28 protein-coding genes are annotated in these 25,831 nt (G+C 59.4%); 13 read left to right on the forward strand and 15 right to left on the reverse strand.

Annotated features, from left to right (window positions below):
* Positions 1–9: 9 nt before the first annotated feature.
* Positions 10–1,152, reverse strand: coding sequence for a Crp/Fnr family transcriptional regulator (locus N2A41_RS19930; protein ID WP_260109538.1), 1,143 nt, complete (start codon positions 1,150–1,152; stop codon positions 10–12).
* Positions 1,153–1,564: 412 nt separating this feature from the next.
* Between N2A41_RS19930 and N2A41_RS19935 the strand changes: the two genes are divergently transcribed.
* Positions 1,565–2,305: a Crp/Fnr family transcriptional regulator gene (locus N2A41_RS19935; RefSeq protein WP_162115697.1), complete on the forward strand. Its 741-nt coding sequence runs from the start codon at positions 1,565–1,567 to the stop codon at positions 2,303–2,305.
* On the opposite strand, the gene N2A41_RS33455 is transcribed toward N2A41_RS19935, so the two are convergent.
* The 3 genes from N2A41_RS33455 to N2A41_RS19950 all read right to left on the reverse strand — a co-directional run bounded on the left by N2A41_RS33455 (position 2,289) and on the right by N2A41_RS19950 (position 3,267).
* Entirely contained in the window at positions 2,289–2,540 is a 252-nt protein-coding gene (locus N2A41_RS33455; RefSeq protein WP_162115698.1) for a DUF6894 family protein, read from the reverse strand. The two genes, N2A41_RS19935 and N2A41_RS33455, sit on opposite strands and share 17 nt — an antisense overlap.
* A 122-nt stretch (positions 2,541–2,662) precedes the next feature.
* The gene (locus N2A41_RS19945) at positions 2,663–2,971 is read right to left on the reverse strand and encodes a hypothetical protein (protein WP_020486205.1); all 309 of its coding nucleotides are present in this window, start codon (positions 2,969–2,971) and stop codon (positions 2,663–2,665) included.
* Complete coding sequence (locus N2A41_RS19950; RefSeq protein ID WP_162115699.1) at positions 2,968–3,267, reverse strand: hypothetical protein; 300 nt, start codon at positions 3,265–3,267, stop codon at positions 2,968–2,970. Before N2A41_RS19950 ends, N2A41_RS19945 begins: the two co-directional genes overlap by 4 nt.
* A gap of 256 nt (positions 3,268–3,523) precedes the next feature.
* On the opposite strand from N2A41_RS19950, the gene N2A41_RS19955 reads away from it, so the two are divergent.
* Both N2A41_RS19955 and N2A41_RS19960 read left to right on the forward strand, forming a co-directional pair.
* Positions 3,524–3,895, forward strand: a complete 372-nt coding sequence (locus N2A41_RS19955) for a hypothetical protein (RefSeq protein WP_017967262.1) — start codon at positions 3,524–3,526, stop codon at positions 3,893–3,895.
* Between the two features lie 95 nt (positions 3,896–3,990).
* A complete protein-coding gene (locus tag N2A41_RS19960) occupies positions 3,991–4,218 on the forward strand; it encodes a hypothetical protein (protein WP_162115700.1) in 228 nt (75 codons plus the stop codon).
* Positions 4,219–4,252: 34 nt separating this feature from the next.
* Here N2A41_RS19960 and N2A41_RS19965 read toward each other — a convergent pair whose 3' ends face one another.
* On the reverse strand, positions 4,253–4,972 hold the full coding sequence (locus N2A41_RS19965; protein WP_162115701.1) for a Crp/Fnr family transcriptional regulator: 720 nt from the start codon (positions 4,970–4,972) through the stop codon (positions 4,253–4,255).
* A gap of 565 nt (positions 4,973–5,537) precedes the next feature.
* Between N2A41_RS19965 and N2A41_RS19970 the strand changes: the two genes are divergently transcribed.
* Entirely contained in the window at positions 5,538–5,984 is a 447-nt protein-coding gene (locus tag N2A41_RS19970; RefSeq protein ID WP_170258592.1) for a DUF2231 domain-containing protein, read from the forward strand.
* Complete coding sequence (locus N2A41_RS19975) at positions 5,984–7,330, forward strand: PQQ-dependent sugar dehydrogenase (protein ID WP_260111076.1); 1,347 nt, start codon at positions 5,984–5,986, stop codon at positions 7,328–7,330. The genes N2A41_RS19970 and N2A41_RS19975 overlap by 1 nt, the downstream gene beginning before the upstream one ends.
* Positions 7,331–7,382: 52 nt before the next feature.
* On the opposite strand, the gene N2A41_RS19980 is transcribed toward N2A41_RS19975, so the two are convergent.
* A complete protein-coding gene (locus N2A41_RS19980; protein WP_017967256.1) occupies positions 7,383–7,643 on the reverse strand; it encodes a hypothetical protein in 261 nt (86 codons plus the stop codon).
* A gap of 352 nt (positions 7,644–7,995) precedes the next feature.
* Between N2A41_RS19980 and N2A41_RS19985 the strand changes: the two genes are divergently transcribed.
* The 5 genes from N2A41_RS19985 (at position 7,996) to N2A41_RS20005 (ending at position 11,717) form a co-directional block, all read left to right on the forward strand.
* The gene (locus N2A41_RS19985; RefSeq protein ID WP_017967255.1) at positions 7,996–8,415 is read left to right on the forward strand and encodes a response regulator; all 420 of its coding nucleotides are present in this window, start codon (positions 7,996–7,998) and stop codon (positions 8,413–8,415) included.
* 59 nt (positions 8,416–8,474) lie between these two features.
* On the forward strand, positions 8,475–8,627 hold the full coding sequence (locus N2A41_RS19990) for a hypothetical protein (protein WP_168724662.1): 153 nt from the start codon (positions 8,475–8,477) through the stop codon (positions 8,625–8,627).
* Complete coding sequence (locus N2A41_RS19995; protein ID WP_168724663.1) at positions 8,627–8,797, forward strand: hypothetical protein; 171 nt, start codon at positions 8,627–8,629, stop codon at positions 8,795–8,797. Before N2A41_RS19990 ends, N2A41_RS19995 begins: the two co-directional genes overlap by 1 nt.
* Before the next feature lie 114 nt (positions 8,798–8,911).
* On the forward strand, positions 8,912–10,714 hold the full coding sequence (locus tag N2A41_RS20000) for a thiamine pyrophosphate-binding protein (protein WP_260109539.1): 1,803 nt from the start codon (positions 8,912–8,914) through the stop codon (positions 10,712–10,714).
* 142 nt (positions 10,715–10,856) lie between these two features.
* Entirely contained in the window at positions 10,857–11,717 is an 861-nt protein-coding gene (locus N2A41_RS20005) for a c-type cytochrome (protein WP_017967251.1), read from the forward strand.
* A gap of 1 nt (position 11,718) precedes the next feature.
* Here N2A41_RS20005 and N2A41_RS20010 read toward each other — a convergent pair whose 3' ends face one another.
* The 7 genes from N2A41_RS20010 to N2A41_RS20040 form a co-directional block, all read right to left on the reverse strand.
* Positions 11,719–12,126 carry a c-type cytochrome gene (locus N2A41_RS20010; protein WP_260109540.1) on the reverse strand — a complete coding sequence of 136 codons (408 nt, stop codon included), beginning with the start codon at positions 12,124–12,126 and terminating at the stop codon, positions 11,719–11,721.
* Between the two features lie 391 nt (positions 12,127–12,517).
* Entirely contained in the window at positions 12,518–13,120 is a 603-nt protein-coding gene (locus tag N2A41_RS20015; protein WP_162115705.1) for a cytochrome c oxidase subunit 3, read from the reverse strand.
* Positions 13,117–15,030 (reverse strand): cytochrome c oxidase subunit I, encoded by a 1,914-nt coding sequence (gene ctaD, locus N2A41_RS20020; protein WP_170258596.1) that lies wholly within the window; start codon positions 15,028–15,030, stop codon positions 13,117–13,119. The genes N2A41_RS20015 and ctaD overlap by 4 nt, the downstream gene beginning before the upstream one ends.
* The gene (gene coxB, locus N2A41_RS20025; RefSeq protein ID WP_260109541.1) at positions 15,027–16,019 is read right to left on the reverse strand and encodes a cytochrome c oxidase subunit II; all 993 of its coding nucleotides are present in this window, start codon (positions 16,017–16,019) and stop codon (positions 15,027–15,029) included. Before coxB ends, ctaD begins: the two co-directional genes overlap by 4 nt.
* Positions 16,016–16,621 (reverse strand): c-type cytochrome, encoded by a 606-nt coding sequence (locus tag N2A41_RS20030; RefSeq protein ID WP_162115708.1) that lies wholly within the window; start codon positions 16,619–16,621, stop codon positions 16,016–16,018. The genes coxB and N2A41_RS20030 overlap by 4 nt, the downstream gene beginning before the upstream one ends.
* A 134-nt stretch (positions 16,622–16,755) precedes the next feature.
* Positions 16,756–19,155 (reverse strand): FdhF/YdeP family oxidoreductase, encoded by a 2,400-nt coding sequence (locus N2A41_RS20035; protein WP_260109542.1) that lies wholly within the window; start codon positions 19,153–19,155, stop codon positions 16,756–16,758.
* A 233-nt stretch (positions 19,156–19,388) separates the two neighbouring features.
* A complete protein-coding gene (locus tag N2A41_RS20040; RefSeq protein ID WP_170282042.1) occupies positions 19,389–19,946 on the reverse strand; it encodes a DUF1003 domain-containing protein in 558 nt (185 codons plus the stop codon).
* Positions 19,947–20,151: 205 nt separating this feature from the next.
* Between N2A41_RS20040 and N2A41_RS20045 the strand changes: the two genes are divergently transcribed.
* Entirely contained in the window at positions 20,152–20,364 is a 213-nt protein-coding gene (locus tag N2A41_RS20045; protein ID WP_170282043.1) for a hypothetical protein, read from the forward strand.
* Positions 20,365–20,403: 39 nt separating this feature from the next.
* Here N2A41_RS20045 and N2A41_RS20050 read toward each other — a convergent pair whose 3' ends face one another.
* Both N2A41_RS20050 and N2A41_RS20055 read right to left on the reverse strand, forming a co-directional pair.
* The gene (locus tag N2A41_RS20050) at positions 20,404–21,426 is read right to left on the reverse strand and encodes a Gfo/Idh/MocA family protein (RefSeq protein ID WP_222296021.1); all 1,023 of its coding nucleotides are present in this window, start codon (positions 21,424–21,426) and stop codon (positions 20,404–20,406) included.
* Positions 21,426–22,412, reverse strand: coding sequence for an MDR/zinc-dependent alcohol dehydrogenase-like family protein (locus tag N2A41_RS20055; RefSeq protein ID WP_222296022.1), 987 nt, complete (start codon positions 22,410–22,412; stop codon positions 21,426–21,428). Before N2A41_RS20055 ends, N2A41_RS20050 begins: the two co-directional genes overlap by 1 nt.
* A gap of 273 nt (positions 22,413–22,685) precedes the next feature.
* On the opposite strand from N2A41_RS20055, the gene N2A41_RS20060 reads away from it, so the two are divergent.
* Entirely contained in the window at positions 22,686–23,792 is a 1,107-nt protein-coding gene (locus tag N2A41_RS20060) for an NAD-dependent epimerase/dehydratase family protein (RefSeq protein WP_222296023.1), read from the forward strand.
* The gene (locus N2A41_RS20065) at positions 23,789–25,831 is read left to right on the forward strand and encodes an NAD-dependent epimerase/dehydratase family protein (RefSeq protein ID WP_260109543.1); all 2,043 of its coding nucleotides are present in this window, start codon (positions 23,789–23,791) and stop codon (positions 25,829–25,831) included. The genes N2A41_RS20060 and N2A41_RS20065 overlap by 4 nt, the downstream gene beginning before the upstream one ends.

A 25,831-nucleotide genomic window follows, 5' to 3' on the forward strand; every position in this document is an offset into this window, starting at 1 on the left:
ATCAATGAACTACTGAACCGCAGCCAATGAGCGATGGCCGGAATCCGGCCAACTGCGGCCTGATACTCCCGGAACATCGTAGGCGTCAGCTGCGAACGCTTCCAAGGATGTGCGATTGCGAACGATAACAAGCCCCCGGTGAGAATAGATGAAGTGCTCGCCTTCGAGGATGTGCAGCGCTTCGGTGACGCTGGAGCGGCGCACTCCGAGCATGGTCGCCATATATTCATGCGTCAGCTCGATCTCCTCGCCGTCCATACGGTCATGGCACATCAATATCCACTTCGCCAATCGGACGTCGATCTTGTGAACGGCATTGGAAAGCGCAGTGTGGGCGACCTGTGCGAAGAAGCCTTGAAGAAAGCGTGCTAGCAGTTGCCGAACGACGGGCTGATCAAACAGAAACCCTGCCAGAGCGCGCGCTTCCACGCGACGTCCCGCGCCGCCGACCTGCATCATTACGTCAAACGAAAATGCCTCCGCCTCCATCGTCAGGGCCGGCGGCGATACGCCGTCTCTGCCGACCAGGCCGATCTCGGCTTTCTTGCCTTCGGGCGAAGTTGCCACCATGGAGGCGATGCCGCTTTCCAGGAAATAATAGTGGCTGACCGGCAGCCCTATAGAGGCGAGTTCGAAATCGCGCGGCAAAGCGAGCGGCTCGAGAATTCTCTCGAAAACCAAAAGCTGTGGCGTCGTCAAATGGAGCAGGAAGAGATTTTTGCTTTCGAAAGGAGGCATCGCCTTGCCCTCTTGTGTGGCAAGAGCGGATCGTCTCCCAGCCGTCGGCGCCAAGAATTCTGCCAACGATGATCGAAGTATGGGCCGCAAGAGACCCCATTGCAAGTCGTTTGTCCATCGGCCCCGAATGTGGGCGGGCCATCTATCGCTTTCCGCGTCGCGGTGCTGGTCGTTCCTATCTTTGTACGCAAACGACTTGCAGCGAAATCGCCGTAGGAGGTGCGAATGTAAGCCGGCGCCAGCCGCATACGAGACGGTGGATTTGGCGGACTTCCTGTCGAACCTCTGCCAATGCCTGCAGCAGTCTGCCTCCCAGCACACAGTATCCGTCGAGATGGAGCCATGCGCCGTCGATGCCGGTCGCGCAATAGAGATCGCCCTTCTCATCAACGGGTTGGTGACGAACGCCTTCAAACACGCCTACCCTGATGTCCCCCGGCACGGTTATCGTCAGGGCGCATAGTACCGACGACCAAATTCCTTGAAATCGCCGATGGCGGAAAAGGCCTGCCGCCGGAATTTTCCTCTTTTCAAACCGACGTCAAAAGCCTGGGAATGAGGGTGGTACGCGGTCTCGTGCAGCGGTTGAAAGCCAAGATCGAAGATCAACGGCCGAGTGCGCGATTTTTGATCCGCTTGCCTCGCAATCCATAACAATTGTCCCGGGCGATGAATCGGTTCTGGCGCCTCGTAGCGGAATTGTCAAAACCGCACAAAGCCCCTCCCGAATATGGCCATACCAGCCTTTTTGACGCATAAGCTGATCATTGCCACGATCGCGACGGCTGCTGGTATGAGCGCGGGCTCCCTCCCGAAGGAGACGTGCATGTCCGGACTCGATCAGCGAAGCGTTCGCAACTTGCTGCTGAAGGCTCTGCCCGTCGATGCCTTCGACCTGCTCACTGCAGATGCCGAAACGGTCCACCTGCCGACCAGGCATGTCTTGGTCGAATCCGATCAGCCGAATGAGCATGTCTGTTTCATCGAGGAGGGTCTGGCGTCGATGGTGGCGACCAGCGCCGAAGACGAAGCTGTCGAGGTCGGGCACGTCGGATACGAGGGCATGGTGGGGGCCCATGTGGTGCTGAAGACCGATACAACACCCAACCGCACCTTCCTTCAAGTCGCCGGCTCCGGCCTGCTGGTCGCCGTCAAAACCCTCAAGCGGGTGTCGGCCGAATTTCCGGCGGTCAACGACCTGCTCCTCAATTACGTGCATTGCTGCGACATACAGCTGTCTCAATCGGCTCTCGCCAACGGGCGCTACAATATGCATGAGCGGCTCGCTCGCTGGTTGCTGATGTGCCATGATCGTCTGGTCGGAAACGATCTGCCCCTCACCCATGAATTCCTGTCGCTTATGCTTGGCGTACGCCGATCGGGGGTCACCAACGAGCTGCATATTATCGAAGGGATAAAGGCGATCAGGGCCACCCGCGGAAATGTCAGGATCATCGATCGGGCAAAATTGGAAGAAATCGCCGCGGGCAGTTACGGCATACCGGAGCGGGAATATGAACGCCTGATTGGCCTGCCGGTCCGGCGATCGGTTACTCGAAAGGTCTGATCGTTTCCGTGAAAGGGACGATCAATAGAACAGCGCCCTCTTCGTTACAAACCTGGATTTCCCTGGCTGAGATATCTTTCCCAGAAAGCACCGCTTGGCTCATCAGCGCTCTGGCGTCGCGTACAGCCTCATGCTTGGCGTCCTCGAGCGTCGCTAGCTCGGTACCTTCGAAGTCGGCGATCGTCCCTGTGCCGGAAACGATGTTGAAATAAAATCGTGGCATCGCCCGCCCCATCGCTGAGGAATCAATGCCATAAATTTCTAGTCAGTTCCTTAGAAATATTTCGCCCTGCTGTCTCGGTTCGAAGATAGCGGAGGACGATCAAGAGGGTCCTGTCCACGACTATTTTAGGCGCCTCAATGGGAAATCCTGCTGCTCTGGCCGCCCTTCAAATCGACCATTGTCGCGCGAAGTTGTAGGAGCTCATCAACGATCCTCTGCCAACACTCGTCGTCGGCTCTGGCGATCGATAGCATCGAAGCGCGGATCGTCTGAAGCAGACGAATGAGCGCCGGGTATCGGCCGGCACCGCCGCCTGCAGCGTCGCCATCGCAGATTTCTTGAAGTTCATCAACGATCTGCCCCACGACAATCTGCCGATCGACGGCATCGAGCGCGGCCGGATCCGCGGCGATCGCCTTGAAATAGAGAAGTCTGTCCATCATAGCACACTGGTTAAGCCAATATTGACGGCAGGACGCAGCGTTTCGCAATGCGGTGCTTTCGTCGAGGTCGATACGCTGTCGAAATCCATATGCATATATCGCATCAGGCCACTGAGTTTGCGCTGGTCTCGAATGCCGCACTCGAACCAAGATACAAGTTCCCTCGCGACATGCTGCGCCGCCGGACTGGAAATGCCATATGACTTCTCTTGACACCATCCCTGCAAAACAGCCTGCAACATGGCGATATCACCAGGCTGCAGAGCCGGCTTCGTAATTCCAGAGTGCTGCGTCATCGTGTTCCTCCCAAGCATATGAGGCGATCCTAAAATTCCAAATTTTCGATTTCAACCGCTGGTGCGGAACCGTACGAGTCCGGATCCCTTTCACCTTGCCGTCGGCCAGGGAACCAACGCGGCACGATCGGGTTCGGCGGATTAAATGAACGTGGTACGGCAAGCTTGAATATGATACCCACAGCCCTGCCAGAGCGGCCTGAAATGCCATTTGGCGGCATGATCACGGTCCAACCGACTTTTGCAGGCGTCCGCTATGAAATCGCTCAGTCCGGTCGCTGGAAAGACGATCGTCATCATCGGAGGCCCGGGCTTTGTCTCAGATGGCGTCAAAGAGGCATGGGCCGCCCGCCAAGCTGTGGTCGTCATCAGCAGCGTCGATGTGGTCGCGATGCATAGCTCAGATGAAACCTTGCCATACGACGCCGCGATCATCGACGTCACCATCCCCGACCAGGCGATGCTGACAATGAACGAATGGCTGGAGATGCGGCGAATACCCTTCGTCTTCGCGCAAGGGCATCGTTCCGAAGCGCTCTCAGCCGGCTTTGTCCTCAGCGATCGCCCTGGCGATATCAACGCGATCGTCGCCGCATTGTTCGGACCCGGTTCGGGTTATTATCACTAGATCCGTGCGCTTGCGTACGCAGCGTTGCGCTTGATGTGTGCGGACCTCATGATGATGGCTGCATAATTCGAAGCCTTTATTCGAGGAAAGGCACTATGCTCGATTCTCAGTCTGCTCACTTGATGGCCCTTGATTCAGCTGACCTCAGTCATCTGCAGGCGATTTTGAACACCATATGTCGCGAGACGGGAAAGCCTCTGCGAGCGCCTGAGACGCAGGAGATCGCGGCTTTGCTGATCAGCCTTTACCGACATGGAGTGGCAGACCAGAACAAATTGCTTTCGGTGGGTCGCCTGGCATCTGTCCGCAAGCGCCGCCGCTGAACGCCGATCACGTCAGTCTTGATCAAAAGATCACTCAGCGCCCAAGTGGACTGCCGATCAGCCGTCGATATTCCTCCTCCGCCGCGCCGTAGGAGCCATGCGCCTCTTCGATCAATCCGCGCCTGTTAAGAATGACGATCTGCCTTCGGGTGGACCTGATCAGACCTTTGCCTTCCAGCAGATGCAACGCAACCGTCACTCCGGCGCGGCGGACCCCCAGCATCACGGCGAGAAACTCGTGCGTCAGGGATATCGTCATGCCGTCCGTCCGGTCATGGACCATCAACAACCACCGCGCGAGCCGCTCTTCGAGTTTGGCGTGACCATTGGCCAGCACCGTCGACGTCGTTTGCGCAAGCAGCGTCTGGACATAGGCGAGAAGCAGGCTGCGCAAGGCGCGGCTTTCTTCCATGGCCGCGGAAAGGATGGGTGCCGGCAATTTGAAGCCATGGCCTGAGATCTGCATGAATGTCCGGTTGGCGGATTGATCACCGCCGAGCATCACGGCGGCACCTGTCATTCCCTCCCGGCCGACGATGCCCACTTCGATATCGCGCCCGCCTGGAAATCTTGCCACGATCGATGCAAGCCCAGACTCGGGGATATAGATGTCGCCGACCGGCGTATTCTCCATCTCAAGCATCAAGGGGACATCGAGAGTGATTGGCTCCAGATGAGGCACGATCAGATCGCGCTCTTGTGGGCCCAAAGCCCGCAACAGCTCATTTCTAAAATTCAATTGCTCGTCATCCATGTTTCGTCCACATGCGGCCGTCCTTCGCCCGTTGCTGCTGCGAACCTAACCATCTAGAATCGTTGAGCAATACACTGTGCCATACCGTACAGACGGTTCGAAGTCTGCGCGACCCTGTTCGCCGTGAACAAGAGGGCCTGACGGTTTCGATGGCCGAAACCACTCGAATGACGGCCCGTCGGCTACCCCTCGTCGGCAGCCCCTTTCCGGTGGAAGTGGCCAGGCGACGAGGGTTATTTTCAGATGGAGAGCGTGAGCCGGAGCAGTCGGTCTCAGCGTTGGATTGGGGAGCGCCAAGACGGCATCGAGATCAGGACCTCGGACAATCCGCCCTCCAGGTAGCACACCAAGGCAGAGCCAAACGCGATTTGAACCCTCGGCATGACTCTTCTCAGTCGCAATGATTAAACATCAGATTATGTCGGACTTCAAAGCGCAAAGCGTGCTTTACACCTCTCAAGGACCCGCGCCACCGCGTGGTTGCACGAGCCACGACACCCTTTGCGGGAACAATTCGCAATGGCGAAGGTTAGCTGCACCTGAGCGCCTCATGTGGATCTAAGACATGACCTATCCAACCCCTTCTTCGCGCGTACTCATCTATTCTCACCCGTTTCGCGCTGTCCCACTTCATTTTTCAGCGGCGTGTTTTGTCGGAGCGTTGGCCACGGATATCGCCTATTGGCGGACCGCGGAGATGATGTGGACGAACTTTTCGTCATGGCTGCTGGCCGCTGGCCTGCTGCTTGGCGGAATCGCCGCAATCGGAGGCATTGCCGATTTCGCGACTGGGCGGCTGCCGTTAAGAGCAGGCATCGGATTGCTCTACGCGCTCGGCAATCTCGCGGTCTTTGTACTCGCGCTCTTCAACGCCTTCGTTCACAGCCGCGACGCATGGACATCCGTGGTTCCGACCGGCTTGACGCTGTCGGCGGTGACGGTGGTCGTCATTGTCATCAATGCGGTTCTTGGGCGGATGGTACAGCGGCAGTTTTTTGAGGACGCTGCATGATGAGCCGATCTTTTCTCTCCCGCAATCTCCGTGTCCTGGCCTTCTCGCTGCTTTGCGGTTGCAGCCTCGGCCTGACAGCCTGCAGCGAGAATGAAGCCGATCCCAGCAGCGAAATCGGTGCCAATCCGAAACTGCCCGCACAATCGCAATATCTCCTCCCGCCGATGCATATCGCCTCGGTCGTCGGGTGGAAGGAAAGCGAGACGCCAGTGGTTCCGAAGGGTCTTCAGATCAAGGCTTTCGCCACAGGACTGAAACATCCTCGCGCCGTCTACCTGCTGCCGAATGGCGACATTCTCGCAATCGAATCGGTCGCGCCGCCGGAGGCGGCCATCAAGCGCCCGAAGGACCTTGTCATGGGGTGGATCGAGGCAATGGCAACGTCAGGCGGCAAAGCGAGCACCGAAGGGAGCAACCGCATCACTTTGCTTCGCGATGCCGACGGTGATGGCGTGGCCGAGGTCAAGGAGACTTTTCTCGATCATCTCAACTCGCCATTCGGCGTGGCGCTTGTCGACAACGATCTCTATGTTGCGGCGACCGACGCGATCATCCGTTATCCCTATCAATCGGGTGAAACCAAGATCAGCGCGCCGGGCACGGTACTGACGGAACTTCCTGGTGGACCGATCGACCACCACTGGACGAAGAGCCTCGTTGCCAGTGAGGACGGCAGGTTGCTCTATGTCGGCGTCGGTTCGAACAGCAATATCACAGAGAATGGCTTGGAGGCGGAGAAGGATCGTGCGTCGATCTGGGAGGTCGACAGACAGACGGGACGCCACCGCATTTTTGCAGACGGCTTGCGCAATCCCAACGGATTGAGCTGGGAACCACAGACCCATGCTCTTTGGACCGTGGTCAACGAACGTGATGAACTCGGCCCCAATCTGGTTCCGGACTACATGACGTCGGTCAAGGATGGCGGCTTTTACGGATGGCCCTACAGCTATTTCGGCCAGAATGTCGACCCGCGGGTCGAGCCGCAACGGCCTGACCTTGTCGCCAAGGCGATCATTCCCGACTACGCGCTGAGCTCCCATGTCGCGCCTCTCGGCATGGTGTTTTACACCGCCCAAAATCTGCCGGCGCAATATCAAGGCGGAGCGTTCATCGGCGAACATGGAAGCTGGAACCGTTATCAATTCAACGGCTACAAGGTAGTCTATGTGCCCTTCAAGGAGGGGCGTCCGAGCGGCAAACCGGAGGATGTCGTCACCGGCTTCCTGCGAGGCGAGGACGAAACACACGGCCGGCCGGTCGGACTTGCCGTCGACAAGGCCGGGGCGCTGTTAATCGCCGACGACGTCGGCGATACGATCTGGCGCGTCACCGGCGCGCCTTAGCTCCTGGCGAACATAGAGATGGCAGCACGGCCTATTCGACGATGTCAGCCAATCATTTTCGACTGACGAATTTGTTGAACCGGCTTGTCCCATCCTCGGTCTTGTCCTGATAAAGAAAGGCCAGCTCGTTTTCATCGAAAATGGCGAAGAATTCGTCCCAGGAGATCTTTTCCAGGTTCTCTTCCGGCTCTCCGAAGTCAATCCGCAGTATGCCACCTTGCTTGGCGCCTTTGACACGGGAGGGTTGTCCCTTGCGCGCTTCCACCCATTTGCGAATTGCCGAATGATCGGTCGTCGTAGTTGCGGTTGTCATTGAAACCTCCGTTCGATTTCGGCCCCGCGGTCTCTCGCGGCACGGTGCCGAACCGATCTCACGAGGGAAAGTTCCAGGCGATAGCGTGCCTCAACATGACGCGGGCAAGAGGCAGAGATCGTCTCGCGCTGGAGCGGAGCTTCCGACACCTATGGAAAATCTGAGGAGGAATATGAGCGACTGATTAAGCCTCTCAGAAGATCGAAACGATGAAGGATCGCGATGGTACTGATATTTGATAACCGACATGCCGCAACAGATGCTCAGGTGAGATGACGGTGCGATAGCGCACGATCCCTGCATTTTGGCCGGAAAGGTTTATTGTATCACCCTGTATTTTAGGAGTTTGGCCATGAACGTTGCAGGGACGACGTCCATCCTTCTGATGGAGGATGAGATTTTCATCGCGATGGACGTGGAAGACATCCTTCATGGCGCCGGCTTCGATCGGATAGAGACAGTGTCGTCTTGTCGAGCAGCCGAAGAGTGGCTGACAGCGAACGATCCCGATCTCGTGGTGATGGACATCGAATTGACGGACGGGGTCGCTGGAGCGATTGCCAGATCTTTGCGCGACCGCAATATCCCATTCATCGTTTACACCGGTGCTCAGCGGAAGATGCACCCGGATGCCTTATCATTTTCCGAAGGCGTGTGGTTGGAAAAACCGTGCGAGCCGGCGACATTGCTGACGGAAGTCATGCGCTGCATACGTCAAGGGCCGACGTCGATTGTAGTCGATGGCTGCAGGGAAAGCAAAAAGACGCGATAGGGCCATCTGGCGGGAACATTGCCGTTGTTCTTTGGTTTGGCGAACCAAGGGAGAGGCAGATGAACCAGCAATCGGACGGTCGGGCTTTGATCATCTACATCGGCGCCATCACGTTAGTCGGGCTTTTGATCGTTTGCGGCTCAATAATCTCGTTTAACGCAAGCGGCAGAAATGACGAGCCTGTAAAGATTTCGACGGAAGTGAAGCCCTGATGGACAGGCCCGAAAACGATCCCATTCAGGCAACCCGTACCAGCGCTGAACAACAGCGAAATAGCCTTTCAGGTGGGCGGATTGCGGTCATCTTGATCGCGACCGTGGCCGCCATCGCCTTCCTGCTTTACACCATGATCCTCGTCTACGGGCTGGCGCACAGAACGTGACTGCATCCGTGGCGGATCTGCCTGGCATATTTGGGTGCTGGCCCAAGGACGCAAGCTCGGAACCTTTCATTGCGACAAAGGTTTGCGGTCTTTGACAAGCAGAGGACGAGTTCGATGCCCAATGCCGCCGATATATTGATAGACACGCTGATCGAGTGGGACGTGAAGGTCATCTTCGGCCTTCCTGGAGACGGGATCAACGGGGTCATGGAGGCGTTGCGCAAGCGCCAAGATCAGATCCGCTTCATCCAGGTCCGGCATGAGGAATCGGCCGCCTTCATGGCGAGCGCCTACGCCAAGTTCACCGGAAATCTCGGCGTTTGCCTTGCGACGTCTGGACCGGGAGGCACGCATCTGCTGACGGGTCTCTACGATGCCAAGCTCGACCAGATGCCGGTGCTTGCGATCACCGGAACGCAGTTTCACGACCTGATCGAGACCTTCACCCAGCAGGACGTCGACCTGACCCGCGTTTTCGACAATGTCGCTATCTACAATGCGCATGTCAGTGATGCCTCGCATATGGAAAATGTCGCCAGCCTTGCCTGTCGTTCTGCGCTTTCGCGCCGCAGTGTTGCGCATCTCTCCATCGCCAACGACATCCAGGAGATGGACTCGAAATCGCGCTCGAAACGCAACCGGCCAAAACACGTGCCGAACCGCTTTTTCCGCGGCCGCCAAGTGCCCGACGATAGCGAGCTCGATCATGCCGCCGAGATATTGAATAGCGCCCGCAAGGTTGCCATCCTCGCTGGCCGGGGCGCCGTCGGCGCCCAGGAAGAATTGCGCGAGACTGCCGACCTGCTCGCCGCGCCGGTCGCCAAAGCCTTGCTCGGCAAAACGGCTCTCGCCGACGACGATCCATTGACGACCGGCGGAATCGGAATTCTTGGCACTGGACCGTCGCAAGAGGTCATGGAGCAATGCGACTCTGTGCTGATCGTCGGCTCCTCCTTTCCCTATATCGAATATTATCCGCGACCCGAAGCCGCCCGTGGCGTGCAGGTCGACAGTGACCCCCAGCGGATGGGTCTGCGCTTCCCTATCGATGCTGGCCTAGTGGGCGACGCGAGGGAAACGCTGCGGCTCCTCAATGTCAGGCTGAGGAGGAAGACGGATCGCTCGTTTCTGGAACAGGCGCAAACAGCAATGTCCGGCTGGCGCCGAAAGATGGAAATGATGGAGACGGAGCGAAGTGCGCCCTTGAAGGCGCAGGCGGTGGTCCGCGCCTTCGGCAATCGCATTGCACCTGACGGTGTCCTCGTAGCCGATTCCGGACAGAACACCGAACTCGCGGCCCGCCATATTGATCTCGGCACGGGGAACCGGTTCGCCGTCTCGGGCGCGCTCGCCTCGATGGCCTCGGGCCTGCCTTACACGATCGCCGCTGGCGTTGCCGATCCGAAACGACCGATTTACGCGGTCGTCGGCGATGGCGGGTTCGGTATGCAGCTCGGAGAGTTCTCGACGGCCGTCCGTCTCGCTCTCCCGCTGAAATTGCTGGTGATTTGCAACGGCATGCTCAATCAGATTGCCTGGGAACAGATGATGTTTCTTGGAAATCCGCAATTCGCCTGCGAGTTGGCACCGATCGATTTCGCCCTCGCCGCAGAAGCAATGGGAGGCCGCGGCTTCACGATCCGGGAGTTCGATCAGATCGAACCGGCTTTGACTGAAGCTTTCTCAGTTGCCGGGCCTGTCATCGTCCAAGCCTTCGTCGACCAATACGAGCCGATGATGCCGCCTAAGATGCCGAGAGACTACGCCAAGAACTTTCGCGATGCTCTTCCCGAGACGCCTGGTCATGAGGCGATCGAGGCAAACATATCCCGCCCGCCGCTTCGCGAGATGATGATCGCTGGCGAACAGCAACAGGAGATATCCGAAACTACGACCGATTTGCCGGGCACGCCGTGAACTGTGAGCTGGCGGAAAGAACATTGTGAGCAGTTTGTCTACTGTCGATGACTGTCTTCGCGGCGTAGCGCATCGCTTGCGTAGCTTGTTGTCGCCCCTACCAATTGGGCTAATAGCCGGGGTTCTGGCTTGCGCTTTCGCCTTGGTTTTTCTCTTTCGCTACATCACCGATGCTGATCCGCACTTCGATTCAAAGACCGCCGCATTAACGGCTGGCGACGCAACGAAAGGAAAATTGGTTTTTTTGGCCGCCGACTGCACGTCTTGCCACGCGACCCCGGGCCAGCCCGACCGATTAAAATTAGGTGGCGGTCTGGCTCTCGCCTCACCGTTCGGAATATTCAGGCCGCCGAACATCTCGCCGGATCCAACGGACGGAATCGGAGCGTGGTCGGTCGCCGATCTCGCCAATGCATTGATCGCCGGCGTTTCTCCCCGTGGCGAGCACTACTATCCGGCATTCCCCTATCCAAGCTATACCGGCATGTCGCTCGACGATGTGAGAGACCTTTACGCCTACCTGCAGACGTTGCCGCCGGTAGCCGGACGGCCGCCACCACACGATCTGGCTCTGCCGCTCAAATTTCGCCGTCTCCTTGCGTTTTGGAAGCTGCTGTTCTTCCGCGAGGGTAAGTCGGGGGCGACGGTCGGGGGCAACGCCGCTGATCGCGGCGCTTATCTGGTCGAAACGCTCGGCCACTGCGCCGACTGTCATTCGACCCGGAACGTGCTTGGCGCCATCAAGCCGTCGACACGCTTTGCCGGAGGCTCGGACCCCGAGGGCACCGGCTTTGTGCCGAACATCACTCCGCGCCGGATAGGCCACTGGTCTGAGGCGCAGATCGCCCTCATGCTTAGCACCGGTGAGACGCCGGACCATGGCCGGGTTGGCTCGTCAATGGCGGATGTGGTCATCAACACTGCACAGCTCCCGCAAGGCGATCGTGATGCGATTGCACGCTATGTCAAATCGCTGCCGCCTCGGCCGACGCCGCATCCGTGAGTTACTGCTCGTAGAGATAGGCGGCGAGATCCCTTGCCTCGGCCTCGGAAATCCGGGTTGCCGGCATGGCCGAATTCGCCGAAAACCGTTGCGGAAAAACGATCCATTGCACGAGGTTCTCCGGCGTGTTGTTGACGACGCCGCCGATGTAGACGCGTTGCCGTAGATCGGTCAGCGGCCCGCCGACCTTCCCGTCGGCGCCGGGAACGCCTGGGATAATGTGGCATCCCACACATCCATAGCGGCGAAATATCTCCGCCGCCCGCGTGGGGTCGCCTGATGTCATGGCGATGGCAACGTTCTGCCGCCTCTCCCGGTCTTTGACGATATTGGCTGCGACGCCGATCGAGACCAGTATCAGGACGACACCGGCCATGACGTAGCTAAGGCGAGCATAAGAGATCTGCATTGGCGCCTCTCTTGTCTATTGTATCGATCTGCAGCAACGCCATATCGAGCACCGCAGAACCGGAATCATCAGGATGAAGGTGATCAGTGCGCGCATGGATTCAGCAGCAGCGTCGCCGCCCCCTGTAGAATGAGAGCAAAGGCGAAGACGGCCCCAAACAAGATACCCACATTGCTGATGAAGCTGGCGCTGCGTGAGACAGCGGAGAGATGGCTCCGCCATGAGATCAGCGCGCCTGCCATAGCCAGAGCAGCTGACAGAAAAGTTGCGAATATGATCCATCCGGTTCCCGTGTCGCAATCTGCGGAGGGAAGCATCTGCCCGAGCTGGGTGCTTACGGCCCAGGCGGCCGGGGACAGTGTCAATCCTGAAATTCTTGCGATAGCGACACTCATTGGCGAGGCACCCAATAGATGCAGAGGTAGAGCGGAAGCCAGGCAATGACGACGAAGTTCCAATAAAGCGCGTTGTCCTGGACGTCGCCGTAACGACGGGCGTTGTCGCCGTGCCGGGAAAACATCAGACATGTCAGCACCAGCGTGTCGATCAGATCGGTAAGGATATGCGTCGTATGCAGTCCGAGCAGGGTCCAGACGATCGAGCCATAGGCGTTGTCATCCCAACTGATATGAAGAGCCGGAAATTCGAAAACGCGCAAAGCAAGCGGAGCAATGCCCAAGAGCGACATCACCACGAGGCCGAGCTGTACCCTTCTCAGTTTCTTATGCTTTGCCCAACGCGATACCATCATATTAGGGATGACGCTGATAAGAAGCAGGCCTGTCAGACACGTACCGGCCAGCAAGTCTGGCGGTGGCGCATCGATCGGCCACTGCGGTGCGAGGCTCATCAGGTAGAAGTAGACGGCAATCGCCAGGCCGAAGCCCGACCCTTCGATGAGCATGAAGGCTCCCGTCGCCCACCACGTCGGAGACGCAGTGCCCATCCCGTGCAGGGACAGTTTCGAGACGTCGAGCACAATCCGATCCTTCATGATTCATCCTCCGGGCTGCCCTTTGGCCAGAACCATCCGATCAATGTGACAGCAATCGGAATGGAGCCCCAGACGACGGCCCAAGGCGAGAACATCGACCAGATCAACATGACCGCTGTGGCGATCGCCGCCCAGAGCGGCCAGACGCTGTCACGTGGCGACGACTCGCGCGCTTCCGGCAGCGCTTCGACCACACTCGTCACCAGAAGCTCCCGACGATCCGTTCTCAGCCCGCTTGCAACCGCCAGCTCGCCATCGTTCGGCGAAAGCGCTTCGCGCGCATCCACGACGGGAATGCGGCGAAAATTGTAGGAGGGCGGCGGCGAAGATGTCGCCCATTCCAGGGTCGTTGCCTTCCAGGGATTGGGGCCGGCGGGCAGGCCGTTTCGCCAGCTGCGGACGACGTCGACGAAGAAAACGAGGAAGCCCAGTGCCAACAGGACCGCACTCAGACTGATGAACAGGTTCAGACCGGCCCAGGGCAGCTCGGGCTGATAAGTGTAGACGCGACGCGGCATGCCCAGCAGGCCGAGAAGATGCATCGGAAAAAACGTCAGGTGAAAACCAATGAAGATCAACCAGAACGCCCAACGGCCCAGCCGTTCGCTCATCATCCTGCCGGTCATCTTGGGAAACCAGTAGTAAATGGCGGCTATCAAGGGAAAGACAGCGCCGCCGATCAGCACGTAATGAAAATGTGCGACGACGAAATAGGTGTCGTGCACTTGGGTGTCAAAAGGAACCGACGCCACCATGACTCCGGTCAGACCGCCGATTACGAATGTGGCGATGAAGCCGATCACGAACAGCAGCGGCGTTCGAAAGACCGGTCGCCCCGCCCACATCGTCGCCAGCCAGCAGAAGATCTGGATACCGGCCGGGATGGAAATCGCCATGCTGGACGCAGTGAAAAAGCTCTCTCCGAGCCGCGGCAGCCCGACCGTAAACATATGATGCACCCAGAGCCCGAACGACAGCACGCCGGTGGCGATCATCGCCATCACCAGCGGGAGATAACCAAAGAGCGGACGCCCGACGAACGCCGGCAGGATGGTCGACACCATTCCGACGGCTGGCAGAAAGATGATGTAGACCTCGGGGTGGCCGAAGAACCAGAACAGATGCTGCCACAGCAGCGCATCGCCCCCTTCCGCCGGGTTGTAGAACTGCGTTCCGACGAGGCGGTCGAGGATCAGCGTCGAACTGGCGAACATGATCGCCGGCATGGCCATGATGACGAGGAACGACATGACAAGCATCGCCCAGACAAGCACCGGGATCCGGTCCAACGACATACCCGGCGCCCGTTGCTTAAAGACGGTGACCACGATTTCAACGGCGACCGCGAGCGCCGAGAGTTCGGTGAAGGTGATCATCTGCGCCCAGATATCGGCGCGTTTGCCCGCACTATATTCGGGTCCCGATAGCGGCACGTAGGCAAACCAGCCGACATCGGGGGCGGTGTCGAGCGCGAAGGACAGCCAGAGCAGGACTCCCCCGAAAAGGAATACCCAATAGGAAAAGGCGTTCAGCCTCGGGAACGCGATGTTGCGGGTGCCGACCATGAGAGGCACGAAGTAAACGCCGATGGCTTCCATCACCGGGACGGCGAAGAGGAACATCATGTTCGACCCGTGCATGGTGAAAATCTGGTTGTAACGGTCGGGGCTGATGAAGCGGGCTTCCGGCTGCGCCAATTGCAGGCGCATGGCGAGCGCAAGCAATCCGCCGAGGATGAGGAAGATGAAGGCCGTCACGATGTAGCGTCGGGCGATGACCTTGTGATCGACGGATGCGACGGCGCCCCAGAAACCCGGGCGCGAGCCCCAGATTGTCGTAAGCTGGCGCTCGACCTCGGCATCGGCAAGCCCGGTATCGGCCGGAACCGCTGAGGCTTGATCCTTTTTCATCGGAGACTTTCCATGTAGGCGGAAAGCTGCCGCAGCTCATCGGCCGTCAGCGGTACCATCGGCATGTTGTTTCCGGGTTTCAGGGTCTGGGGATCGGCAATCCAGGCGGCGAACGAGCCGCGGGTGGTCTCAAGCAGGCCGGCTGCGATAGTGCGCCGCCCCGCGACATGGGTGAGGTCGGGTCCGGTTGATCCCGATGCGGAGGTTCCGCGGATCGCGTGACAGGCGGCGCACTGTTTTGCCAGAAAGACCCCTTGCCCGGCGATCGCCTCGGCTTCGGTCGGCTTTGCGGCATCGAGGCGTTGCCTGGCCAACCAGCGCTGATAGTCCGCATCGTCTTCTGCAATGACGGCGAAGGCCATGTGGCCATGCTGAAGACCGCAGAATTCGGCGCACTGGCCACGATAGATACCTGGCCTTTCGGCCCGCAGAGTCAGGGTATTTTCTCGCCCCGGGATAAGATCCAACTTGCCTGCGAGGCTCGGCACCCAGAAGGAATGAATGACATCGACCGCCTGAAGTCGAAGGCGGATGGTTTTACCCACGGGGATGTGAAGCTCATTCGCCGTCTGGAATATCTGCGTTTGATCGTGATCGGCATAAATGAACTGCCACCACCACTGCTGGGCCCGGACAACGACCGTCACATCGGCGTTTCCACCGCTGTTCAAGGCGCGGGTCGTATAGAAACTTGCCACGGTGAGGATGCCGATGATGAGCGCAGTGGCAGCAGTGGCCGTCGCAACGGCGATCGTCATCGTCCGCTCCGAGCGATTATCCGGGCCCGCGGAGTGGTTCCTGCGGGGCACCAGCGCGAATGTCAAAAAACCCACCACGGCGAGCCAAATGATGGCAGCTACCCACGCAATGAAGATGATCAGGTTCTTAAGCGCAATGGCCGCTTCACCATGAGCGTGGAGTACCGACTGCGCAGTGCTGCACCCGGAAAGCATGATCAATAGCGCGAGCGGCAGACAGCGGAGCTTCACGGCGATGGCCCCTGCTGAGGATGCAGCGGGATTGGACCTTCCTCGAAAAATTTGGCGGCGGGCGCTCGGTTTTCGGCCGGGCGCGTATATCGATCGTCGTTGCGGCCGGGGGCGACAGGGTTGGCGGAATAGGCTCCGATCGTCTTGACATAGCCGGCGAGCTGCCAGATCTGATCGATCGTCATCCTGTCTTTGAAGGCCGGCATCCCATGCGGCCGTCCGTCGCGAATGGAGGCGACGATCGACACCATTGAAGGGCCATAGAGCCACCATCCGTCGAGGAAGGACGGACCAGCCCCGCCTCTGCCGTCACCGTGACAGGACGCACAACCGAACCAGCTGTAGAGCCGCTTACCCTGGCTTAGGTCGTAGCCAGTCGCCTCATAAGGCTTGTTGAGCGCAAAATAGATTTCCGGGGGCGCGCCGCTGATCCCGTTTGCCATCAACCGGATACCGTCCAGCGCCGCCGCTACCGGCGGGTCGACACGGTACTGCCTCGGCTCCCGCAGCCAACCGATAGCGGCGGCCAAGATGATGGCAAGGATTAAAACTAAGATGCTCGAATACCAGCCAAGGCTCCCCTTCAAAATCTTCTCCGGCATCGCTTGATCCTCTAGAGCATGATCCCGAACGCATGACCGGATTTCGGATGACATCATGCTCCAGCTATGTATTGTGAAACAGAATTCGGTCTTGGGCCGACTGATCTCCTAAAATCATCCTGTTTATAAGCCATTCACTCGAGTGGTGCTGTTTCACATCGACTGAGGCGGACTGGCAGCAGCTTGTAAGATGGCGTTTTGGCCTTCTCGTCGTGGTGGTCGAGTGGAAAGAGCGGATTGGCTTCAGGGTAATAGGCTGCGCAACATCCGACCGGAATGTCGTAGGGGACAATTCTGAAGCCGGAGATCATGCGTCTAGTCTCGGGCTCAATGGCCGTCGACAGATCGACAAAGTCTCCGGCGACAAAACCCAACCGGGCAATATCGGCGGCGTTCACAAAAACTACGCGGCGCGTACCGTCGATGCCCCGGAAGCGGTCACTGTAACCATAAATCGTCGTGTTGAACTGATCGTTTGACCGTAAGGTCATAAGGTGAAGAACTCGTTCGTCGCCAACGCCTTCGAACTGCGGAAACAGGCGTTGCGGAGTGATGAAATTCGCCTTGCCGTTCGGAGTCACCCAGCGGCGCTCCCTGGCTGGCAGCGGCCGTGGAAAACCGCCGGGCTGGAAGAGCCGCCGGTTGAATCCCTTGAAGGTCTCCGGATATGTCCGCTCGATGGCATCGCGAATCTCGGAATAATCCGCAACCCAGCTATCCCAAGGCACGGGGCTTTCCGGCAACGTCGCCTTCGCGATGCCGGCGATGATGGCCGGCTCGGACAGCAGGTCCGGGCTGGCCGGCGTCGCCCTGCCCCGCGAGCCGTGGAAATGTGCCACCGAACTTTCCATCGACACCGCCTGCGGGCCGCTTGCCTGCTTATCGATCTCCAACCGGCCAAGACACGGAAGAAGGTAAGCGATCTCGCCATGGATGACATGGCTTCGGTTAAGCTTAGTGGCAATCTGCACGGTCAGGCGTAGCTTTCGCCATGCAGCTTCCATCGCCTCCGTCTCAGGGGCTGCGCGCAGGAAATTGCCGCCGAGGCCGACGAAGGCCCGGCTTTCGCCGCCCAGAATGGCTTTGCAGACATCGACGGTCGTGTGACCCTTCCAGCGCGGCGGATCGAAATGATAAAGTTCCGCCAGCTTGTCCAGCGGTACAAGACCCGGCTTTTCGGTTATGCCGACCGTGCGCTGCCCCTGGACATTGGAGTGGCCTCTGACGGCGCAGATATTGGCGCCGGGCTTGCCAATATTGCCCCGCAACAGGGCAAGATTAACCACCATCTGAACATTTTGAACGCCCATGACATGCTGTGTCAGCCCCATCCCATAGACCATAAGAACCGCATCGGAAGCGGCATAGGTACGGGCCGCGTGCGTCATCTGCTCGCGGGTCAACCCTGATACTCGTTCCAACTCCGGCCACTGATAGCCCCGCGCGGCGGCGGCGAACTCCTCGAAGCCGGAGGTGTGTTCGGTGATGAAATCATGGTCCAGGACGTGTTTTCTATCGACCGCCCGCATCGAGGCCGCAAAGGCAACGGCTGCCGCATTGGCAGGATCGCCGGGCACTGCATCGGATCCAGCGACTCTGCTGAAACCGGAGCTATGCAGGGCGTCGTCGGCCTCTATCAAAGCCTTGCAGACGCCAAAGATGGCCGCGACGTCCCCACCGTTCCTGACTTGATAATATTCGCTGGAAATCGGTGTTTCCTTACCCGTCAGCATCTGGCTCGGCGCCTGCGGATTGATGAAGCGCAGTAGCCCCGGTTCTCTCAGCGGATTAAAGGTTACGATCTTAACACCACGGTCGACCGCATCCTGAAGGTCATGCAGCAGACGTGGCGACGACGTTCCGACATTCTGGCCGATATAGAATATGCAGTCGCAATTTTGAAAGTCGGAAAGAACCGCCGTGCCGACGGAAGCGCCGATGCTTTCCGGCAGCGCGACGGATGAACTCTCGTGACACATGTTGGAGGAGTCGGGCAGATTATTGCTGCCGAAGATGCGAGCGAAGAGCTGATACATGTAGCATGTCTCGAGCGAAGCCCTGCCCGACGTATAGAAGTCCACCTTCTCCGGCGAAATCGCCCGCAATTCGCGGCCGATCTCTTCGAAAGCGGCAGCCCACGAGACCGGAACATATTTATCCGCTGTCGGATCCCATCGCATCGGATGGGTGAGACGCCCCTGTTCCTCCAGGTCGTGGTCGCGCCAGCTTTCGAGTTCGGTCAGGGTATGCGCCGCGAAAAAAGCCCGATCTGCTCGTTGATTTGTCGTCTCCCATGTCGTCGCCTTGGCGCCGTTCTCGCAAAATTCAAGCGGATGGGTCTTGGCGGGTTTGGCCCAGGCGCAGCTTACGCACATATATCCATCCGGCTTGTTCTGATGCGCCAAGAGCGCTGGGCCCGAGAGGGGGATATGTTCGCGGACAAGGATTTCTCCCACCGATTTTGCCGAGCCCCATCCGCCCGCTGGCCCGCTGTCAAATCCGATCTTCGGTGTTCTTCTGGGTTTTGACGTCATGGTTTTGAACTATCCCGAGAGTTATCGCAACTGCTGCTGATGCCCTGCGGGGCAGCCGCCGGTCGGACATCCAGTCCTGACACTGGAAGGTCGAATCGACTGCCGCCAGTGTTGCTGCCAAACTCCCGAAAGGACCCGTTGTTCCGCGGTCGCGGAGATGCGGTTGGGACCCGCCGGAATTCTGCCACATCATGCGGTAGTGCACCGATGATCAGGCGGGCCTTGGGCCCCTTTTACGCTGGCGGCGGTTTTGTAGTTCCCCGCCGGTGCATTTTCTCTTCGATTTCGTCCAGCACCTCTTCCGGTCTCACCTGCTCCTTTAGTTCCTCGAGCTCTTCTGTCGTCTCGATTTCGATGCCGAGCTTCTCGGCAATGGCTGAGACCAGGGTCAGCAACTCCGTCGTCTCATGCTCTGCCAGAAGACAGATCTGCAGGTTGAGATCGGCGCGCTTGTCGTCAGCTTCCGCCATACGATTTTGGCTGATCAGCACGAATGTCGAGACGAAAATGGCTTCGACGGAAGCGACCATCGCCAGAATGACAAATGACGGGTCGAAGACCGGCATGAGCGGAAGCAGGCCGGTATTGAAGATGATCCAGAGCGTAACGACCAGCAGGTGCAGGTAGACGAACTTCATCGATCCCGCGAAACGGGTAATGGCATCGGCCACCCGCTCCTGCCGGCTCGATTGTCGCGCCTCCTCCTCTCGCCGCTTCAGCAGAGCCTCGATGTTGCGGTCGAGACGTCTCGATATCGTGCTTTGCTTCTGCTCGGATCTCGGCACCGACATTGAATCTTCCATATTGGGAAATCCAAACCTCCTTGAAAGCAGAGAGTTCCGCGCGTAGCAGTGCTGCTCATTTCACCGGCGAACCGGCGATTCGCGATGGCTTGGCTTCCCGCTCCCGCCGCTTTCACAGCTGTTCAGAGACGACCGGATGAATTCCACGGCCCGCTTACCTATGCCGGGAAGCGCCAGGAGTTCGTCGTCGGTCATGGAGGACAATTTACTGACACGCTTGATGCCGCTGGAAAAAAGCGCCTTGACGATCCAGGCAGGAATTTTGCTGCGGGCGAGCATATCGCTCGAGGCTCCCGGCGGCTTTGATGTCTTCCCTGCTGTTCGAGAGGCCATGTTCATCCCGCAGATGATTTGCGACCGCCAAAACCGGAAAGAGGCTCGGCGGTTCCAGCCGATTCACCGATGACCGCAAACAATTTCGTCCGGTCGCCCCGACGCCGCCGCTTCATCCGCGCCGATAGATGTCGTCGATGATTTCGGCGACCTCGACAAGGCGTTCGCAGGACGGATCGTAAGCCTGACCACTGGCGAGCCGGGCGGCCCAGTCCGCTGCCGCCCGGCCACCCCAATCGTCGGGAGGCCGGACAATTTCTTCGGTCGATGTGCCGCGGAAGCGATAGGCCGCAAAGTCATAGAACGACCCGCCGACGTTCCTGAAAGATGCACCCCCCGATGTTCCGAAGAAGTCGGCGCCGATGACCGCATCGCATCCTGCCTGCAGCCGCCAGGAGCAGGCGAGGCGGAGGACCGCGCCAGTCGCCAACGTCAGGGTGGCAACAGCGAAATCTTCGACATCCCCCGTTGCGCTGATTGGCTCGCCGCCTTTCATCAGGGTACTCGTGGTGTCGACAACCTCGGGAAAGTCGAGGCACCAGAGCGCCATGTCGATGAGGTGGACGCCGAGGTCGATCACGCATCCTCCGCCCGACAGCGATTTGTCGTAAAACCAGGATTTGTCGGGACCGTAGGCATTGTGGAAGACCAGATCGGCGGCGAAGACCGTGCCAAGCTCGCCTGATCTGAGCAAATCGCGGATGCGCTGCATGCCTTGCGTGTAACGATAGGAGAAATCGACGCTCAACAGCCTGTCGGCTGATCTGGCGGCGGCCACGACCGCTGCCGCTTCCGCGCCAGATCGGCCGAGTGGCTTCTGACAGAATACTGCAACCCCAGCCTGTAGCGCCCGGATCGACTGCCCGGCGTGCAGGGCGCTCGGAGTGGCGATGACGACGCCGTCGAGGTCGAGCGACAGGAGCGCATCGAGATCGGCGACGATTTCCGCATCCGGCGCAAGGCGCAGGGCTTCTTTCCGCATGTCTTCGGAGGGATCGGCGATGGCAACAGCTTTGGCCATCTGCGTGCGGAGGATTGCTTCCATTCTATTTCTGCCGATCCAGCCGACACCGAGGAAGCCGAGTCTGACAGGCTTGACCCGCATCTGCAGAGAGCGCTCTACCAACCTGTTCATCAGCACGTCACCATCGCCTTGAGGAAACCATCCGGCCTGTCCCGAGTGGCGTCGAGCGCCTCGCCCAGGCCCTCGAGCGGATAAACATGGGTATAGAGCGATGATGGATCGAGCCTGCCGGAAACGACCGCTTCGATCGCCTGGCGCATGCCGCTGATATAAATCCTTGGATCGCGTTCATGAGCATTGATGACGTCGAGGCCACGCCAGTTCCAGAGCTGCATATTGACCTGCCTCGGACCGTCCTGATGGTATCCGGCCACAACCAGCCGGCCGCGCTCCGCGGTCAGTTCGCCGGCGAGATCGAGCGGCCACTGTTTGCCGACCGCCTCTATGACGCGGTCGCAGAAAGCACCGTTGGTCAACACTCTCACAGCTTCGATGATCCGCCAGTGGTCGTCCATCGCCAGTACTTCGGCGGCGCCCATGCGCTTGGCGGTCTCGAGGGAAAACGGACGGCGCGAGATGGCGATGACGCGCGCACCGGCGCCGCTGGCAAGCTGCGTCAGCAAGGCGCCGAGAAATCCGATACCGATAATGGCGACGGTCTGGCCCGGCTCGATGCGGCTGCGCCGGAATATGTTCATCGCGCAGCCGAGCGGTTCGCCCGGAAAGGGTTGGCCGTCGAGCGCCGGCGGCAGCGGCACGACCATGTCGGCATCCGCGATATCGTGGGTTGCGTAGGCATGATATGAGAGTGCAGCGACGTGGTCTCCCAGGCTGAGGCCAGACACCCCTTCCCCAAGCGCATCGATCCTGCCCCATCCCTCGTGACCGAGACCACCCGGCTCCGTCGGAAAGGTCATCCATTCTGGCCCTGCCCAGGGCGCAAGATTGGAAGCGCACACGCCCGACCCTTCGATCCTGATCCTGACCTGGCCCGGCCCTGGCTGGGGAAGAGGCCTCTCTTCGACCGATATTTGTCCGGGGCCGGTGATGATTGCCGCCCGGATCGCTCCCTCGGTCGCCCTTGGCAACACGTTCATGAGTTGCTCCTTCATCTAATTGGCCGGCTTGGTGTTGGCAGACGTCGTTGCCGCAGTGTGGCTCCGATTCCGACCATCGACCTCTCACCAGGTCGCCGCTTCTCAATCTTCGAGACGTTATTTCGCTTATAGATTGGCCGCCGAACCAGCGACGCCGCCAGTTGTTCCGGACGATGTCAAAGAACATGTCAAAGAAGATGACATTGATGCAGGAACAATCTTCGCCTCGGTTGGTTCGGCAGGTCATCTTCAACTTGAGCGGACGGAAATCAGATGGCGATGATCCTTGTAACTGGCGGCTGCGGCTTCATCGGAAGACATGTTGTCGAGGAGCTTCTCGACAATAGGTATGAGGTACGGGTTCTCGATGCATTGATCGATCAGGTTCACGGCGATGCTGAAACGTCGCTGCCGGAGGCTGCCGAAATCATCCGCGGCGACGTCAGAGACAAGACTGCGGTCGAACGGGCTCTGTTGGGTGCCGATGGCGTCATCCACCTCGCTGCGGAGGTCGGTGTCGGACAGTCAATGTACGAGATCGCTCGATATGTCGGGGGCAATGATCTTGGCACCGCGGTTCTTCTGGAGGCGATGATCGGCCGCCGACCCAAACGCGTTGTCGTCGCCTCGTCTATGAGCGTCTATGGCGAGGGCCGCTATGAAACCGCCGACGGTGCGCAGCTCGACCTGGTCAGGCGGCGCAGCGACGAGATCAAGGCCGGTCAATGGAATCCGCGCGGCGTTGACGGCAAAGTCCTGAGGCCGGTTGCGACGGATGAAGAAAAGCCGGTGGATCTCTCCTCGATTTATGCGCTGACCAAGTATGCGCAGGAAAAACAGGTCCTGATCTTTGGCGAAGCCTATGGCCTCGAGGCGGTGGCGCTCCGTCTCTTCAACGTGTTCGGCGCCGGCCAGGCCTTGTCCAATCCCTATACCGGAGTGTTGGCGAACTTCGCTTCAAGGCTCGCCAATGGTCAGCCGCCGATGATCTTTGAGGATGGCGAGCAGCGGCGAGATTTCGTGCATGTGCGCGACGTCGCGCGCGCTTTCCGCCTGGCGCTCGAAAAACCCAATGCGCCGGGACATGTGATCAATATCGGCAGCGGTCAGGCCTATACGATCGCGGAAGTCGCAACGCTTCTCGCCGATGCGATGGGCGTGCCTGAGATCCTGCCCGAAATCATGAACAAGGCGAGGTCCGGCGATATCCGCAACTGCTTTGCCGACATTGCGAAGGCGCGTGAACTGCTCGGCTTTGAGCCGCGCTTCATGCTGGAAAACGCGCTCGGACCTTTCGTCGATTGGGTGAAACAGACCGGAGCGATCGATCGCGGCGCGGAAATGAAGCGGCAGTTGGAGGAAAGGGGGCTGGTATCATGACCATAGCCGCATTGTCCGCCGCGACCGGCACGTCCTCAAGATCCTATGGCTTCGTCGAATGGTTCCGCCCGGGCGAATACGAGCGGACGTCGCAGACGATCGCAGACGTCCGCATCAGCGGCGCCAGCTACTTGCGCACCCATCTGTCATGGGCCGAATACCTCGCTCCGGGTGGCGAAGCATGGTTTGACTGGCTGATCCCGAAGCTTGGCCGCGAGATCGATCTCCTGCCCTGCCTTCACTACACGCCGCCGTCCTTGTCGCGGACCGGAAGGTCCTCCGGCGCACCGGCCGATCTCAAATCCTATGCCGACTTCGTCGACCACGTGCTCACCCGATACGGTCAGTATTTCAGTCATATCGAATTGTGGAACGAGCCTAACAACCTGCTCGACTGGGATTGGCGCGAGGACAAGGACTTCCTGCTGTTTTGCGAGATGGTCGGCGCCGCCGCCTACTGGGCCAAACATCGCGGCTGGCAGCCGGTGCTCGGCGGGCCATGCCCCTTCGACCCCTATTGGCTTAACCTGATGGGCGAGCGCGGTGTGCTCGGCGTCGTCGATGCCGTCGGCTTCCACGGTTTTCCCGGCACGTGGGACAGCGAGGAAGGCACCTGGGGCGGCTGGGACATGCATCTCGGCGAGATGCGAAACATTATCGACCGCTTTAATGACAAGGCCGAGATCTGGATTACCGAAACCGGTTATTCGACCTGGCGCAACGACGAGATGGAGCAGGCACGGCGTTTCGTGAGGGCTCTGAGCGTGCCGGCCGACCGGATGTATTGGTATTCCTGGCGCGATGTGCCGCCGGACGTGCCGGTGCAGGAGGGCCTGTGGTTCGATCCGCGGCACTATCATCTTGGTGCCGTCACCCACGAGAATCAGCCGAAGCTGCTCGCGCGTTTGCTGATGGAAGGCGGCGTCGATCGGCTCGAGCAGGTCGCGCGGCTCGCCACGCCCAACCTCGACAAGGGAGCCGCCCCGATCGTCATCACCGGAGGCTGCGGCTTCATCGGCTCGAACCTCGCCGACAGCTACCTCCAGGACGGCGAAGACGTCGTCGTGCTCGACAATCTCGGGCGGCCCGGCGTCGACCAAAACCTCGGCTGGCTGACCGAGAGGCATGGGTCAAGGCTACATCCGGTGCTTGCCGACGTGCGCGACGCCAGAAGCATCGAGGCAGCCTTCGCCGACGCCAAAGCAGTCTTTCATTTCGCCGCCCAGACCGCGGTCACCACCAGCCTCATTCACCCGATCAATGACTTCGAGGCCAATGCGCGCGGCACGATCAATGTGCTGGAATCGGTGCGAAAGGCCGGTCGCCAGGCTCCGGTGATCTTTGCCAGCACCAACAAAGTGTATGGCGGGCTCGACGACCTTGCCATGCGGGAGGCCGAGGACCGCTACATGCCGGTCGATGAGACCGTCCGATCATACGGGATCGGCGAAGACAGGCCGCTTGATTTCTGCACCCCCTATGGCTGCTCGAAAGGCGTGGCCGACCAATACGTGCTGGACTATGCGAAATCCTTCTCCATCCCGACGGCCGTGCTGCGCATGAGCTGCATCTACGGCCCGCGCCAATTCGGCACCGAGGACCAGGGTTGGGTGGCGCATTTCCTGATCCGGGCGCTCGCCGGCGAACCGGTCTCAATTTACGGCGACGGCAAGCAGGTTCGCGATATTCTTCACGTCGCGGATGCGATTGCCGCCTATCGCGGCGTTCTCGATGGCATTGACGGGATCAAAGGCCGCGTCTTCAATCTGGGCGGCGGTCCGGCGAATGCCGTCAGCGTGCTTGCAGTCCTGCGCGCGATCGGCAGGCTGATTGGGCACCCGGTCGAAACCTCCTTCGACGACTGGCGATCACGCGATCAGTATTTCTTCGTCGCCGACACCCGCAAGCTGCAACAGACTCTCGGCTGGAGTGCGCGTGTCGGCTGGGAAAGCGGACTGCAGCACCTCGCGGAGTGGCTTGTCGAAAATCGTTTCGGCGGCCGACCGCTCCTGCGCCGCGATCGGAGGGCCTCCGCATGA

Origin of the sequence: Rhizobium sp. SRDI969 (genome assembly GCF_025152725.1) — a bacterium.
Taxonomy (GTDB): Bacteria; Pseudomonadota; Alphaproteobacteria; order Rhizobiales; family Rhizobiaceae; genus Rhizobium; species Rhizobium leguminosarum_I.